The organism is Phormidesmis sp. 146-20, assembly GCF_052939475.1.
This window is the reverse complement of the sequence record NZ_JBJPHT010000010.1, coordinates 144,647-159,974: the sequence shown is the minus strand read 5'-3', so window position 1 is coordinate 159,974 and position 15,328 is coordinate 144,647. Positions and strand designations below refer to the sequence as shown.

The following is a 15,328-nucleotide window of genomic DNA, read 5'->3' as shown; positions in this document are numbered from 1 at the left end:
GGGGCTGAAGCCGATTGAAACGAAGCGAGTCACTCTCATCGAACTGACGTTAAACCAAAACAAACATTGAGACAAGAGCCGTCGATTCTTTCATCACAATTTTAACCTCTTAGTTAGGGATTCTTTGGCTTAAGTAATTATTTAATTATCGTAAAAAGCAAATCAAATCCGTTCAAGGCGGACGCTATATTGAGGGCGTTGTCTTCTGGCGTTGCGCTAGGCTAGATCAGGTAACTAGTCCTTAGTGAGCGATTAGCTTTTAGCGCCTACATCATGATGACAAGCGAAGATACGATTAAGCTCGATCAGTTTCTCAAGTTAAAAGGGTTGGTCGATACAGGCGGGCAGGCAAAGCTGCTGATTCAGGCAGGCGAAGTCAAAGTAAATGGCAAGGTTGAGACGCGACGAGGACGCAAATTGATGGCGGGCGATCGAGTGACCACAATGGGGGAGACTCTAAAAGTCGAGGCAGGTTTGTAGGAAGAAAAAGCCTGGAGGAATTCTCACTCTGCTGAAGTTTTTGTCACTAACCCGATAAAATGATAGAGACTTAACAAATCTATACAAGCCATGTATCTGACCTGGTTAGACAACAATTCTTGGTTAATCGAACTTGCAAGCAAGCGCATTTTGCTCGATCCCTGGCTTGTGGGAAATTTGACATTTGGCAATCTGGACTGGCTGTTTAAGGGATCGCGATCGCACGATCGCCCTATTCCTGACCATCTCGATCTGATTTTGCTGTCTCAAGGGATAGAAGATCACGCCCATCCTGAGACGCTGAGGCACCTGGACAAATCGATTCCGGTGGTTGGCTCGCCTAGTGCGGCAAAAGTGGTTCAGCAGTTGGGCTTTACTCAAGTGACAACCTTGAAGCATGGTGAGCGTTTCACAGTAGACGATTTGACCATTCAGTCCACGTTGGGATCTCCGATCGGCCCATTGGTGCAAGAAAATGGTTACCTGATGAAAGCTGATGGCAAGACGCTCTACTACGAGCCACACGGGTTTCATCCGCCGACGCTCAAAGAGTTTGGCACGATCGATGTCGTGATTACTCCCTTGATTGATTTGGCGCTGCCGATCGTCGGTTCGCTGATCAAAGGTAAGGAAAGCGCCCTAGAACTGGCTCAGATGGTCAAACCGCGGGTGATGTTGCCGACGGCCGCAGGGGGAGAAATTGTCTTTGAAGGGTTGCTTTTGTCGCTGCTCAAAGTAATGGGCAACACAGACGACTTTCGCATCAAATTAGCTGAAAATCATCTTGCAACTAGCGTTCTAGAACCCAAGCCAGGCGAACGAATTGAGGTAGCTTGCTGAAGTTTTTGGGTCTGCGCTGGGTAAAAAGTTTGGTGACGATCTCTTAGTTACCCGTAAAGGATCGCGCCTCTCCTTATATTCTGAGAATTGAAGGTATTTTTCTATATTTACTATGAGTGTCCCTACCCTATCTGCTCAAGAGCTGGAAACACGACTGACTCAGCTAGAAGGTTGGAGCGTTGAAAACGGTAAGCTACATCGTCAATATCGGTTCAAATCGTTTATCGAAGCGTTTGGGTTTATGTCGAGTGTGGCGCTGGTTGCCGAATCGATGAATCATCACCCCGAATGGTTTAATGTGTACAACCAGGTGACGATCGATCTGACGACCCACGACTCAGGCGGCATCACCCTCAAAGATGTGGAATTGGCGCAAAAAGCCAACGAGTTTGCAAAATAGAGCAAGTAGCAAGGTTAGAGAATGGGACAGTTTGAGCGCCTGGTTTTGATGGCCGAAGATGAGTTGACGCAGTACAGCACCGATGCCCGAAAGATCGAGAAATTGCGGCAAAAGATTGGGCTATCAGTCCCTCGCAAAGAGCAGGAGCAAGTTAAAGAAGCGCTGTTGGCTACAATGCCTACTGACCCGATCAGCAAAGTGATCGAAACTCAACGTCAAACGGTGGCTTTACCTTTCTGGGGAATCGCTGGATTAGGATTGCTGTTTGGCATTTCGGCTTCTCAACCGATCGATTTTGTGGCGACGATCGTCGGGGGAGCGATCGCGTTCAAAGTCCAACAACTCGGCTGGCAACTTCAGGCAAAGCGTCTAGTTCTCCGCACCCTTGAAGACATCGAAGCACGCACCAAAAACCCACAAGCTTAGTTGTGGATATGCAGCGAGATCACGTTCTTGCGATTTCAACACAGCATCAGAGGCCACAAGAGTTAAGCTCACAGCGCGTGTAGCACATCTCTGGAGGACAGGTAAGACATCATCGTACTCGGTACGAAACTTCTTCGGAGGCTCCCCAACGTGGCACTGACCGATGAAACTGGAAGCCTCATCCACCATGCGGTGGGGTACTTTACTCTACACCAAAAACTGAATTCAAACCTCCGTTCTTCTATGCCTCATCCCTCAAAATGTCGCCCGATCGGGTACTTGTAAATCTGATTGGTCTCCCGCACAATGCAGAAGAATTTTTTCTGTTGATAGCCTCACGTTGATCATTGCCCCGTCCTTGAGGAAATCCTTTATGAATGCCCCCACCTCCATCGCAGACATTGATTTCAGTCCGATTCCTGGTAAAAAGTATTGGAATTGCGATCGCGAATGGCGAGAAGAATTCATTTATTTCATGATGATCGATCGCTTTCATGACGATCTGAATCGAACGCCCGTCCAGACTAGAGAACGATCGATTGGGAGCGGCACACAGGCACAGCTAAAAAAGTTTTGCGGCGGCACCTTCAAAGGCATTGAGAAGCATCTTGACTACATCAAAAATCTAGGGTGTACGTCTCTTTGGTTGAGTCCCGTTTTTGAGAATAACGACGCACCCGATCCCAACTCTGACAAGTATCACGGCTATTCCATTCAGAATTATTTAGATGTAGATCCTCGGTTTGGCACCAAGCAAGATTTGATTGATCTCGTCGATGCAGCGCACCGTTTAGAAATGCGGGTCTTTTTAGATGTCGTTGCCAATCATTCGGGTGATAACTGGTTTTATCTAGGTGATGTTCCTTACTATTACGACAGCGATAAAACCTATCCCTTTGGTGGTTGGAGAAAGCCCGATCGACCCATTCCTTCAGAACTGCGAAACCCAGACTACTACAATCGTCGAGGTGAAATTCGTAATTGGGACAGCTACCCCGAAACACAAAACGGCGATTTCTTCTCCCTCAAAGGCTTTAACAACGATGACGACTCCAATGGTCTCAAACTTCAGGATGTCTTGATCAAAGCTCACTGCTATTGGATGCGCGAAGCCGATATCGACGGATTTCGGATGGATGCGGTCAAACACATGGGAGAGTTGGCGATCGCTCGATTTTGCTCAGAAGTTCGCGAATATGCCTATCGGTTAGGTAAGCGGCAGTTTCTATTGTTTGGTGAACTGGTGGGCGGCGACGACGCGATCAATCGCTACATTGGCCCCAACACACCCACCGATCGCACCAGCAAAACGATTTACTTTGGGCTAAATTCTGTCTTAGATTTTCCGCTTTACTGGACGCTGCCCGGTGTGATCAAAGGGATGAGTTCGCCTGTGGATTTGATCAACCGCTACGAAGCTCAACGCCAACGCGCCCTCAGTCGAGGAGAATTGGGTCGCTATCTGGTGACATTTGTCGATAACCATGATCAGATTGGGCAAGACTTCAAACGTCGCTTTGCCGCCGACACGCCCGACGAACAGGTGATCGCAGCGATCGGTTACTTGCTCTGCGCCCTCGGCACACCCTGCATCTATTACGGCACCGAACAAGGTCTCTCCGGCAAAGGCAACGGAGACGAATTTATCCGCGAAGCGCTGTTTGATGTCGATGATCCCACTGTCAACTATCTCAATCAAACCTGCAAAATCTATCAGGAAATAGCAGCGATCGCCAAGATCTACCAACAACTCAAAGCGCTACGATTTGGGCGCATGTATTTTCGAGAAATCTCCGGCGATGGTCGTGACTTTGGGCTGCCTCAAGGACAACCTTGCACCCTGGCGTTTTCTCGAATCCTCGCAGGACAAGAAGTTCTCATCGCCTACAACACCTCCGCCACCGAAAACCGCAAAGATTTTGTCCTGATTGATACAACCTTACATCAAGCAGGAGATTCACTAAAATTTCTCTACGGCAAAGAAGGCACTGTCCCCATTCAAAAACACCCCACTCTACAAATTCTCTCTGTGCAGTTAGAACTTGACCCGATGCAGTTTGTAATCCTGATGTAGCGAAGGAATGAGAGAGAACTTCGTTGCGCTTTGCGAGAAGAGATCAGGGATGGGCAGGCTCAACCTTCCCTCCTATGATTTCTCGTTAGCGACGTGCTGCAAAATTTTCGTACGGATTCCCATTTTTGCAATAGGATACAAGCGGAACGTAAACGAGGGGTTTGCAGGTGGTTAACGCGATACAAAGTGTAGGTGTTGGAGTGGACGATGAAAGTTTTGTTGAGTGGATCGATCCAGGGGTGGTGCGATCGGCGCGGCTGATCTATGAAACTTACTATGATGTGCATCCAGAATTGACAGAGCCACCGCTCGGTGTTGCGATCAATCGACTGACGCTGCGAGGAAAACTGATTTTTAACGGCAAGCCTGCTTTGTTGCCCCAGGAGTGTTTTGTGCCGTTTGAAGCCTTTGGCGGTTAGCGGGCGGCGGATCTGCTTGAGCGATCGTTCCTTAGCGTTGAGCCTGTGATATTAGAAGTTGCAATTCTGGAGGTTAAGCCTGGTCTGAGTGATGAGTTTGAAGCTGCTTTCAAGATGGCTTCAGCCCTGATTGCTTCCATCCCAGGCTACAGTTCTCATGAGCTGCAACGCTGTCTAGAAACTGAAAACCGATACATCTTGCTGGTACGCTGGCAAACGTTAGAAGCTTACACGGTTCAGTTTCGGCAGTCGCCAGAATATCAAGAATGGCGTTCTCTCCTGCATCACTTCTACGATCCGTTTCCGATTGTGGAGCATTATGAAGCCATCTCATTCTAAAATCACTAAGAATCGCAAAGCGTTGAGAATAGGCAAGCGTGATCCTGTACAAGCGGATCGGGAGGCAAAATTGTGAGCCGTATTGTTTTAACGACCATTGGCTCTTTGGGTGACCTACACCCCAAACTCGCGATCGCACTTGAACTCCGAAAGCGGGGGCATGATCTGGTGATTGCGACTCATCAAGAATATCGAGAGAAAATTGAAGCTTTGGGATTTGAGTTTCATCGAATTCGCCCTGACAATACCGCCCTCAACGACCCCCAAGAGATGGCGCGAATGATGGATTTAAAGACCGGTACGGAATATGTAATCAAAAATTGGGTTTGTGCAAATCTACGAGAAACTTACACTGATTTAATCAATGGTGCAAAAAATGCAGATCTGATTATTACAGGTGAAGGAGTCGTAGCAGCGCGATTGGTTGCCGAAAAATTAGGGATTCCGTGGGCGTTTGCTGTCTTACAACCTACTTCATTTCTCTCGGTCTATGATCCCTCTGTCCTGCCTGTGCTGCCATTTCTAGCCAAACTGCGCGGGCTGGGTTCTATGGCGAATCGAGGCATCGTTCAGTTATCAAAAGTTTTGTCTAAATCCTGGGCAGAGCCAATTCATCAACTGAGACGCGAACTGGACTTACCACCCCTCAAGGGTAATCCATTTATTGATGATAAGTATTCTCCCTATCTTGTCTTAGCCCTGTTCTCTTCAGTGTTTGCCAAGCCTCAAAGAGATTGGCCCGCCAATACCGCAGTCACAGGGTTTACATTCTATGACGGCAGCGAGGGTGGAGCAGAACTTACCCCAGAACTCAAGCAGTTTTTAGAGGCAGGAGAAGCCCCGATCGTCTTTACCCTGGGTTCGGCCGCAGTCATGTCACCGGGTAATTTTTACAAAGAAAGCATTCAAGCCGCAAAACTCTTAAAGCGCCGTGCAGTGTTGCTGATTGGTAAGAATTCACCCCCAGAGGGTCTTTCAACCGAGATCATTGCTGTGAAATACGCGCCCTACTCTCAAATTTTTGGGGGTGCTTGTGCGATCGTGCATCAAGGTGGCATTGGGACAACGGCTCAGGCACTACGGGCGGGTCGTCCAACCTTGATCATGCCCTACAGTCATGATCAGCCAGATAATGCCGCAAGAGCCGAACGCCTGGGGACTTCGCGGACGATTTCCCGTCAGCAGTATTCAGCCGGCCGAATCGCTGAGAAACTACGTGAATTGCTAGAAACTCCTCCCTATGCTGTTAAAGCAGCAGAAATCGCACATCTCATTCAAGCAGAGACTGGTGTGAGACTGGCGTGTGATGCGATCGAAAAACAGCTTCTAAATCATTAATCTTTGAAACAGTAAATTTAACAATCTCCAAGTTCAACACACCTTAGGGAGTTGTGCTTTAATAAAGTCCCCGAAAAAGTCTCTCTGCTCCGTTGCTCACCCGCCCTGGACTGAATAATAGCTTCGCAAGAGCCTTCGGCTACGGGGCTAACCGGGCAAAGTCCTTTGAAAAGGACTCAAGACCTCTTCCTCATGGGCTGTTTAGTCCCTTTAGTGGACTTCGTTCTGTTAGCCTCCGACTTTCAGTCAAGGGGCGGGGCAGAATCGAAGCGGTGGGACGTTATTTGTTTGCAAATCCCTTACAAATCGTGATTTTGTTTAACTGACAACCCTTAGCATCAAACTGGTAACCCTGAAGGGGAACGCTCATCCCTAACTGCTGATTCCCGCCATGCTAGATTTTTTGCTTGCTGTGCCTGCTTCTGCGATCGTCTTCCTGCTGGGGGCGGCGATCGGGAGCTTTTTGAATGTCGTGATCTACCGACTCCCGGCAGGGTTATCGCTGCTTTATCCGCCGTCGCGCTGTCCTCGCTGTCTGACTCCCCTCAAAAAACAGGACAACGTACCCGTGGTGGGATGGCTCTGGCTCAAAGGTCGGTGTCGTCACTGCAAAACTCCGATTTCTCCCCGCTATCCCCTTGTCGAGGCAGCCACAGGATTGCTGTTTTTGGCGGTATTTTGGGTGTTTGGCTTCTCGATCGCCACCGTGGGCTATTGGGCTTTTCTCAGTTGGCTGTTGGCACTGTCGCTGATCGATTTAGACACGATGACGTTGCCCAACTCCCTCACAAAATCAGGGTTGTTGTTGGGGTTGGGGTTTCAGGTTGCCAACGGTGCTACGAGCACAGCGGATGCGATCTCTGCCTTAATGGGATCTGTATTGGGCGCAGTGTTAGGAATTTGGCTGCTAGACGGGATTGCTTTCGTCGGATCAATCGTCTTTCAACAACCTGCAATGGGCGCAGGAGATGCCAAACTCGCTGCCATGATGGGGGCCTGGTTAGGCTGGAAGCTGTTATTAATCGCTGGATTTTTGGCCTGTGCATTGGGGGCATTTGTGGGTGGAGGCGCGATCGCGCTTGGACTGCTCGATCGTCGCCAACCCATGCCGTTTGGGCCGTTTCTGGCTTTGGGAGCCACCTTTAGCCTCTTTTTTGGCGAAGCGCTTTTATCTAGCTACTTTCAGCTATTTTTTCCAACCTTTTAAGACGCGGGATCACCCCATTCTCTCGTGAGCCGAAATCCAGGTGGGAGTCGATCGAGCCAGACTTGACCACTGATTGTTAGATGAGAGATATCCCACCTCAGCCACATACGAGCGATCGCTAGTCGGAATCGGAACGTCACAACTCAAGGCAAAATCATCACAATCAAACTGCTCGTACTGGTCTGGAAGTTGAGTGTCTCCATTCAGCCCGGTGACATCATAGAGCCGCAGCATCAGATTTTCGTCGCCCTGACGTTGGGCATTGGCTTTGAGCGATCGAGGAATGTCCCAATAGGCATAGGCCCACTGAGCATTGCGCGGTGAGAGCACCAATCGACCACTCGCGGCTTCAAATGGCGCGATTCCTTGATAACTCGAAGCCGTTCCTTCCTCCGTCACAACGTTTTCTATTGCGGGGGTTGGCGTTTGAGCAAAAGTCTCTGAGGGACTGTCCGATCGCCGCCGATTGCCAGAGAGAAATGACCAGGCTGCGGCTCCCGCTCCTCCTGCCAGGGCTGCCCCACCCGTTAAAGCTCCACCGACGTTGTTGAGTCCAAAACCTGGAGTTGGCGTTCCCCAGGTGGTGTCGTCGTCGTCTTGAGGTGTGAGATCGCGATCGTCTGCCAAAAACGGTTCTTCGGTACGAATGTTGGCAGACGGAGGGGCAAGGTTGGGATTTTCAAACAGCCAATCAGACTGATCTGATTCACCGTTGCGGTCGTCCGATTCCCAAGCGGCCCCGGCTAATGTGGCTCCTCCGACCAGTCCGGCTCCCGCCTGTAAAGGGTCAAACCCTCCTGGAAACTCAGGATTGGGGTCTCGATAAGCTGGAATCGATGAAGCGGGTTGTGAATCGCGTCCTTTGCCCAACATCCAAAACAAAGCAGCGAGCGACCCCAGCGGAAATAGCCACCACAGCCACGAAGGAAGCCCCAGATCGCCCAACAGCCCCCCATCGCCGTCGCCGATCGCAGGCACCTGAGCCACTTGATTGTTGGAGAGATTTGCGCCCGCCTTTTGATTAGCAGCGTTTAACGGAGTGGCTTTTGTGCCTTTGGCGGTTTTCTTGGCGGTCGCCGAGGTCTTAGTGGGTTCAGTCCCTTTGACAGCGACGGCTCCAGTCTGTTTGACGGCTTGCTGTCCTGATGCGGCGGTGGCGTAGCCCAAAAAGGCGGCGGCCGCAGGATTGGGAGTCGCTCCTTTGTGGACGTAAAACAGAGGTTGTGAGAAGGGATAGCGCGCATCGGTCGGAGCCGTCCCATGCATCAAGACGGCCTTGACTCCGGGCTGATTTCGCACTTGACTCAGGGGCAGATAGCTAATGCCATTGTTGCCCAACGCTTGAATCACCGATCGCGGATTGTCATCAGAGAGTTTTTTGGCGGTGGCTCCCGATTCAAATTTGCGGTTTTGAAAGGCAGGATAGTTGCGAAAGGACTGGCGCGTATCGTTGGTGGGAGGACGATCGATCAAGCGAATGGCACCCGCCGCCCCGCCCACCTGTGACCAGTTTTTGATTTCACCGCGAAAGATCTTAGCAAACTGATTGATATCCAACCCTTTGGTGAGCTTGTTGTTGGAGCCGATAACGATCGCGATCTTTTCTCGGCCCACCGGGACAGCAACCAGTCCTTTTGCTTTTTCTGCGGCAGTTAAGGGACGGGCGATCGCCGCCAAGTCAGCTTTACCATCGAGAACAGCCTGTAGCCCGGCCGCTGTACCGCCACTTTCAAGGCTGACCTGCGCGTCTGGAAACTGTTTCTCAAATCGCTGTTTGAGCGCCTGATTGACGGATGTCATGCTACCAGAGCCATTGATCCGAACGTTGGTGCCCGATGCCGCAGCCAACAGAGCGGATGCCGAAGCTGAGGAACCGCTCAACAGTTGAGGAGTCGTAGAGGTAAGCAGCAAAATGAGGCTGAATGCTGAGGATTGTTTTTTGACCATGATTTTCGCACCCACCAAACTGTAGGATTTTTGTGCAACGCTAAATGGCTCGATCGAATTGATTAAACCGTAATAGGGTTAAATTTAGACGGAATTGCGCTGGCTAGATCAAACATTAAGGGTTTATTAATACCTTTAATCTTAAAGTTGGTCTTCTGTAGTAAAGAATAATTTGATATTCAAAGAAAATTGAGTAGTCAAGCATACACAAGAAGTTTCTATCTGAGTTGCAGGGATGTGAGAAGATTGAATTCCAAATCACTGTCTAGCTAAAAGTCTGGCGATAAGTTTGGCGATAAATTACGCGACCCCTTGCGGGTAACTCAAAGAGAGCGCCCCTCGTGAATCCATCTCTTACAAACCTTTCTACACCTGTTTTCAAAGATGCTTTTAAAGAGCAGGTGAGATGTTATTTTGACTGTATTGCGCCCGATCTCGATCGCTGGAATCAGCGCAATCGTTATTATTATCAAGACCTCGATCGCTTGCATCAGTTTCTCATTCCTCCGGGCAGTTGTGTGTTAGAAATTGGCTGCGGAACGGGGAATTTGTTGGCAGCTTTGCAGCCCAAAATTGGCGTAGGAATTGATTTTTCGCAAGGGACGATCGACATTGCTCAAGCCAAATATCCCCACTTACAGTTTCACTGTCTGGATGCAGAAACGCTGATTCCACAGGACTTTGAGACCGATGTTGCGTTTGACTTTATTGTGCTGTCTGGCGTTTTGGGGCATTTGGGCGACATTCAAAAAGTGCTGCAAAACTTGCAAGCGTTTTGTCATCCGCGAACTCGCCTGATTCTCACATTTCACAACTTTTTGTGGCAGCCTCTCTTACACCTTGCAGAACGCATCGGGCAACGTCGCCCCCAACCACCCCAAAGCTGGCTCTCAATGACGGATGTGAAGAATCTGCTGACGATTACGGGCTATCTATCGGTGCGATCGGGCCGTCGGTTTCTATTACCCAAGCCAATCCCCGGACTTTCTACTCTCTGCAATCGCGTCTTAGCCCATCTCCCTGGCATCAATCACTTGGGCTTGACGAACTACATCATTGCCAGACCTGACCTACCCACCGTTTCAGAAACCTTTACCTGTTCGGTGATCATTCCTGCGAGAAATGAGGCGGGCAATATTCGCGGGGCCGTCGATCGCCTGCCTCCCCTGGGCAAGCAAACTGAAGTGATTTTTGTCGAAGGACATTCGCGAGACGAGACTTGGGCAGAGATTCAGCGCGTAGTTAACCAAGGACACCCAGCGTTTAGGCTCAAAGCCTTTCAACAATCTGGAAAGGGCAAAGCTGATGCAGTTCGGTTGGGGTTTGAGCAGGCGACAGGTGACATTTTGATGATTCTCGACGCGGATTTGACCGTCCAGCCTGAAGATTTGCCTCACTTTTTTGAGGTGGTGGCGGCGCGGCGTGGAGAGTTTGCCAATGGGTCGCGGCTCGTCTATCCTCGCTCAGGAAAAGCCATGCCCTGGTTAAATAATTGGGCGAATAAGTTTTTTAGTCTGGCGTTTTCGTTTTTGTTAGGTCAACCGTTAAAAGATACGCTCTGCGGAACGAAAGTTTTGTGGCGAGAAGACTACGAGAAAATTGCGGCAGGAAGAAGCTATTTTGGCGATTTTGACCCATTTGGCGATTTTGATTTATTGTTTGGGGCAACTAAACTAAGCCTCCACATTGTCGATGTGCCTGTCCGCTATCAGCCTCGAACCTATGGCGAATCAAACATTGCTCACGTCCGCGAAGGGCTGATCTTGCTAAAAATGTGTGTTTACGCCTCTCAAAAGATCAAGTTTTTTTAGAGACTTTAGACTGGAGACTTTAGACCAGTTTGGCTCAATGTCCAACGTCCAAATCCATAAAAGCAATTCCAAAAAAATGGGCACTTCTTTGTCAATTTAGAAGGGCCCAAGAATTCAAACCATTTGAATTTGTCTAGTCGATATAGCCCATCAATGCACGCGGGTCATCGATTTGATTAGAAGCGATCGGACGGCCACCATACCCGGCCTCCGAATTCATCAAAGCCGGATCGCTGACCATAATCGGCCGGCCAAAAATTCCATTTTCGCCCTCGATCATCTCCACATCGTTGTAGAAAATCGGAGAATTGCCCACCATATCAGCAACCTTGAGCGCATTGGCTTCGATCGGGCGACCCCCCATTAGCGTGCCATAAACTGCGAGATGACTGGCGGCGATCGGGCGCAGTCCAGCCGATTGAATGGTGCCCACCACTTCCATATCATCGGGCATGATCGGGCGATTCCAGATCGATAGACTGGGCTGGCTGTGGAGTTGGATGGCTCCCTCTTTTGACTCAGCCGCTTCAGAGGTTACGTCAATCACTTCGGTACTCATGGTGGTGTCTTCCTTAAATGGATCGGAGATGGGGGTGTCCGAGGTCGGGATATCGGAGGATTCGTCGCTGATGCCGTTCTTTTCGGGGTTCACAGGAGTCTTATCGGGGGTTTTTACGCTTCGAGGGGTGGTAGTCCTGCGGCTGGTGGCTTTGCTCGTTCGATTCGTGACCATCGCTATTGATTTCCAATGGATTGAATGCTTTCCAGCCGACAAGGGCAGTAGAGCGTTTTACTAGCTTTCAAATCTTAAGCAAGTATTATAAAACAGATCATGTCCCTCAATGCGATCGAACTGACGCAGAGAACTTATCCCTCTGATTTGCAGCCTTAATCTGACTTGCAGCCTTAATTGCAAAAAAAAGGGATGCGGTTGGACACATCCCCCAATCATGTACACCAAAACTTTGAAACTTGGCAGTCTGTTAAGAGCCGTCTATCAAGATTGGAATGAGGACTCGATCGCAGCGATTCTTTTACGCCTCACTCCAACTTGGGCGATCAACTAAACCTTAGCCGTCAATGCCGCTTCCTTCTGAGTCAAGCGCTCATAGGTCGCCCGCATCTTCAGACCCGTCAACACCTGAAACAACCCCGTTCCATTATTAGAACCAGGATATTCGCGGTGCTTGAGGAGCAATTCGGTTAGTTCACCGTTGTACTTGGTCGAAGTTTTGCTCAAGTGTTGCTCAATATAGATCACTTCTTCTAGCTGGTCAAACTGACCGTCTACTTCTAACACCGACACGCTGTGACCATAGGACGCATCAGGCCCATAGTACATCTTGATGCCAGGGTAAGAGCAGGTCAGTTTGCGCCCGCAGGGTGTCCAGTGAATGGTCGAGCCTTCATCAAACAGGTAGGCAGGCTCAAGCCCTTCGACTCCATCGCGTTGAATCATTTGTACCCGTAGAACTTTGCGCTCCTGGTCGTCTTTGATCAACTGCGTCGGCAAGACTTGAATCACGACATCGGCGAATTCTTTTTGAGGATCAATATACGCCTGGAAGTCAGGTTTGCGGGCATTGATTTGGGCGAGAACATCTTCGTAAGTGTGACCCCGCTCTGCCATATCGCGCTGAATCTTCCAGGCAATTTTCACTTCGTCGCTGATGTCTAGGTAGACGCTAAAGTCAAGCAAACCGCGCACCCGTTCATCAAACAGAGGATGCAGCCCTTCGATCACGACGATGTGGTTTGGTTCGATCAGTTCGGGGGGATCGATCAGACCCGTTTCGTGGTTGTAGATGGGCTTGTTGATGGTCTGACCACTTTTGAGCGCTTTGATTTGCTCATACATCAGGTCAAAATTGTTGGCTCTGGGGTCGAGAGCGGTGATGCCCGTTGTTTTGCGCTGTTTGCGATCCAGACTGTGGTAGTCGTCGAGGCAGATCACCGTGACGAAATCTTCCCCAAACAAATCTGTCAATCGGCGCAGGAACGTGGATTTACCGCATCCGGAGTCTCCGGCAACGCCAATCAGAACCACGCGGTCTGGCTTACTGGTCATAGGTTTCCTCTAACAAAAAGTGATCTACTAACGGGGGGTTGTTGTCTAACCGATCGCTCGGTCTGTCAATGATTGCTCAACTTGGGGAGCAGCAATTCTTAAAGAATACCGCTTAACTTCGCCTATCCCTCAAGAAACCCTGCAAACTGTTTTTGTGGATAGTCAACTTGATCGTTCTCGCTTTATCCATAAAAATCTTGAGAGCCGCCAGAGAAGTGCCCAGGTTTTGCAATTGAGTATTTAGTACGTGCTTGCTAGGGCAGATCTTACCAAATCGTGATCCTGCTCACAAGCTTTCTTAGCAACTCAAGATCATCCCCCTTATTTTCCAGGGTTTGCCTCTGGTACGGTCGTCTGCTGATCAAATTAACTCGAACTTCACAATCGGGCGGCTCCTGGTGGGTGGCTTCCAGAAGATCGCTTTCTCTGTACAGTTAAGCGGAAAATCATTTTTTAAGCCATTTGTGACCGCTCAAACCGGATCAATCCTCGTGCAGATTTGGTGAATGAGGCCCGTTGCCGCACAATATTAAGTTAGGTTAGGTCGGAGAAATTCACAGCAATGTTTAATTCAAGCGCATCGGGCACAGGCAACACCCCTTCTGGTAGCCGTACATTCCGATATGAAGTGGTCGGTCTGCGTCAAAGCCAGGAAAACGATCGGATGAGCTATCCCATTCGGCAAAGCGGCAGCACTTACATCACGGTGCCCTACAACCGAATGAATGAAGTTATGCAGCGCATCACCCGCATGGGCGGCAAGATTGTCGGTATTCAGCCTTTAGATGTTAATGGCAGCTTAACGGAAAAAGTTACCCTAGAACAGTCTGCGACGGAAGTCAAGCAGGAAACTAGAGAAAAGGGCACTAAAGGAAAAGAGAGCAAACCTATGACTCAAGCAAAAGCTGCAACCACCGACATTCCCGTTAATATTTACCGACCCGCGAGTCCGTTTGTCGGTAAGTGTCTCTCGAATGAAGAACTGGTAGGTGAAGGGGGAATTGGCACCGTCCGTCATCTCACCTTTGACATTTCTGAGGGTGATTTGCACTATCTCGAAGGTCAAAGTATTGGCATCATTCCACCAGGAACCGATAAAAATGGCAAGCCAGAGAAGCTCAGACTGTATTCGATCGCTTCGACTCGTCACGGCGATCCAGTAGACGACAAGACCGTTTCCCTCTGCGTCAGACAGTTGGAGTACAAGCATCCTGAGACGGGTGAAACCGTGTATGGAGTTTGCTCAACCTATCTCTGTCATCTCGAACCGGGTGCAGATGTGAAAATCACGGGCCCAACGGGTAAGGAAATGCTGTTGCCACCTGATGAAGATGCCAAGGTGATCATGATGGCAACCGGGACGGGGATTGCACCAATGCGGGCCTACCTGTGGCGCATGTTCAAAGACAACGAAAAAGCCGCTAACCCCGACTACCAATTCAATGGGTTTGCCTGGTTGATTTTTGGGATTCCGACGACAGCTAACATTCTGTACAAGGAAGAACTCGAAGAAATCGAGCAAAAGTATCCCGATCACTTCCGTCTCACCAATGCGATTAGCCGTGAGCAGAAGAATAAGGATGGCGGCAGAATGTACATTCAAGACCGCGTGGCAGAACATGCAGCCGAGCTATGGGAGATGATGCAAGATCCCAAAACACACACTTATATTTGTGGTCTCAAAGGCATGGAAGACGGCATTGATGCTGCGCTTTCGGCTGAGGCTACAAAAGTCGGGGTTGAGTGGAAGGAATTTCAACGGGCGATGAAGAAAGCAGGCCGCTGGCACGTTGAGACGTACTAGGTCTGGTTTTTAGAATTTAGCGTTTGAAACTGGGGAAGCGATCTCTTCGAGTTACCCGCAAGGGGTCGTTTCTCCAGTTTTTTTGTGCGTCACGACAAACAGCTTGCCTGTAGCAGAAGTTCTCTATCATACTTTGGGTCTACCGAAGCAGGGTTCAAAATTCCCCAAGATTGTG

Annotated in this window: 14 protein-coding genes; 11 read left to right on the top strand and 3 right to left on the bottom strand. The window is 49.6% G+C overall.

Translation table 11 applies throughout. The annotated features are described in order from the left end of the window. The first annotated feature begins 273 nt into the window (after positions 1 to 273). The 9 genes from ACKFKH_RS11425 (at position 274) to ACKFKH_RS11385 (ending at position 7,523) form a co-directional block, all read left to right on the top strand. Entirely contained in the window at positions 274 to 480 is a 207-nt protein-coding gene (locus ACKFKH_RS11425) for an RNA-binding S4 domain-containing protein (protein WP_446858413.1), read from the top strand. A gap of 90 nt (positions 481 to 570) precedes the next feature. Then, positions 571 to 1,320 carry an MBL fold metallo-hydrolase gene (locus ACKFKH_RS11420; RefSeq protein ID WP_446858412.1) on the top strand — a complete coding sequence of 250 codons (750 nt, stop codon included), beginning with the start codon at positions 571 to 573 and terminating at the stop codon, positions 1,318 to 1,320. A gap of 112 nt (positions 1,321 to 1,432) precedes the next feature. Next, positions 1,433 to 1,720 (top strand): 4a-hydroxytetrahydrobiopterin dehydratase, encoded by a 288-nt coding sequence (locus ACKFKH_RS11415; RefSeq protein WP_446858411.1) that lies wholly within the window; start codon positions 1,433 to 1,435, stop codon positions 1,718 to 1,720. Between the two features lie 21 nt (positions 1,721 to 1,741). Continuing rightward, entirely contained in the window at positions 1,742 to 2,146 is a 405-nt protein-coding gene (locus ACKFKH_RS11410) for a hypothetical protein (protein ID WP_446858410.1), read from the top strand. 373 nt (positions 2,147 to 2,519) lie between these two features. Further along, on the top strand, positions 2,520 to 4,220 hold the full coding sequence (locus ACKFKH_RS11405; RefSeq protein ID WP_446858409.1) for an alpha-amylase family glycosyl hydrolase: 1,701 nt from the start codon (positions 2,520 to 2,522) through the stop codon (positions 4,218 to 4,220). Positions 4,221 to 4,387: 167 nt separating this feature from the next. Next, complete coding sequence (locus tag ACKFKH_RS11400; RefSeq protein ID WP_446858408.1) at positions 4,388 to 4,639, top strand: hypothetical protein; 252 nt, start codon at positions 4,388 to 4,390, stop codon at positions 4,637 to 4,639. A gap of 45 nt (positions 4,640 to 4,684) precedes the next feature. After that, positions 4,685 to 4,978, top strand: a complete 294-nt coding sequence (locus ACKFKH_RS11395) for an antibiotic biosynthesis monooxygenase family protein (protein ID WP_446858407.1) — start codon at positions 4,685 to 4,687, stop codon at positions 4,976 to 4,978. 72 nt (positions 4,979 to 5,050) lie between these two features. Next, positions 5,051 to 6,316 (top strand): glycosyltransferase, encoded by a 1,266-nt coding sequence (locus ACKFKH_RS11390; RefSeq protein WP_446858406.1) that lies wholly within the window; start codon positions 5,051 to 5,053, stop codon positions 6,314 to 6,316. Between the two features lie 391 nt (positions 6,317 to 6,707). Next, complete coding sequence (locus tag ACKFKH_RS11385) at positions 6,708 to 7,523, top strand: prepilin peptidase (RefSeq protein ID WP_446858405.1); 816 nt, start codon at positions 6,708 to 6,710, stop codon at positions 7,521 to 7,523. 9 nt (positions 7,524 to 7,532) lie between these two features. On the opposite strand, the gene ACKFKH_RS11380 is transcribed toward ACKFKH_RS11385, so the two are convergent. Continuing rightward, positions 7,533 to 9,470, bottom strand: coding sequence for a substrate-binding domain-containing protein (locus tag ACKFKH_RS11380; protein ID WP_446858404.1), 1,938 nt, complete (start codon positions 9,468 to 9,470; stop codon positions 7,533 to 7,535). 341 nt (positions 9,471 to 9,811) lie between these two features. Here ACKFKH_RS11380 and ACKFKH_RS11375 point away from each other — a divergent pair, with 341 nt between their 5' ends. Next, positions 9,812 to 11,281 (top strand): glycosyltransferase, encoded by a 1,470-nt coding sequence (locus ACKFKH_RS11375; RefSeq protein WP_446858403.1) that lies wholly within the window; start codon positions 9,812 to 9,814, stop codon positions 11,279 to 11,281. A gap of 133 nt (positions 11,282 to 11,414) precedes the next feature. Here ACKFKH_RS11375 and ACKFKH_RS11370 read toward each other — a convergent pair whose 3' ends face one another. Continuing rightward, positions 11,415 to 12,014, bottom strand: coding sequence for a hypothetical protein (locus ACKFKH_RS11370; RefSeq protein WP_446858402.1), 600 nt, complete (start codon positions 12,012 to 12,014; stop codon positions 11,415 to 11,417). A gap of 330 nt (positions 12,015 to 12,344) precedes the next feature. Further along, positions 12,345 to 13,349 carry a phosphoribulokinase gene (locus ACKFKH_RS11365; RefSeq protein WP_446858401.1) on the bottom strand — a complete coding sequence of 335 codons (1,005 nt, stop codon included), beginning with the start codon at positions 13,347 to 13,349 and terminating at the stop codon, positions 12,345 to 12,347. Between the two features lie 562 nt (positions 13,350 to 13,911). Here ACKFKH_RS11365 and petH point away from each other — a divergent pair. Beyond that, entirely contained in the window at positions 13,912 to 15,153 is a 1,242-nt protein-coding gene (gene petH / locus ACKFKH_RS11360) for a ferredoxin--NADP reductase (protein ID WP_446858400.1), read from the top strand. Positions 15,154 to 15,328 lie beyond the last annotated feature (175 nt).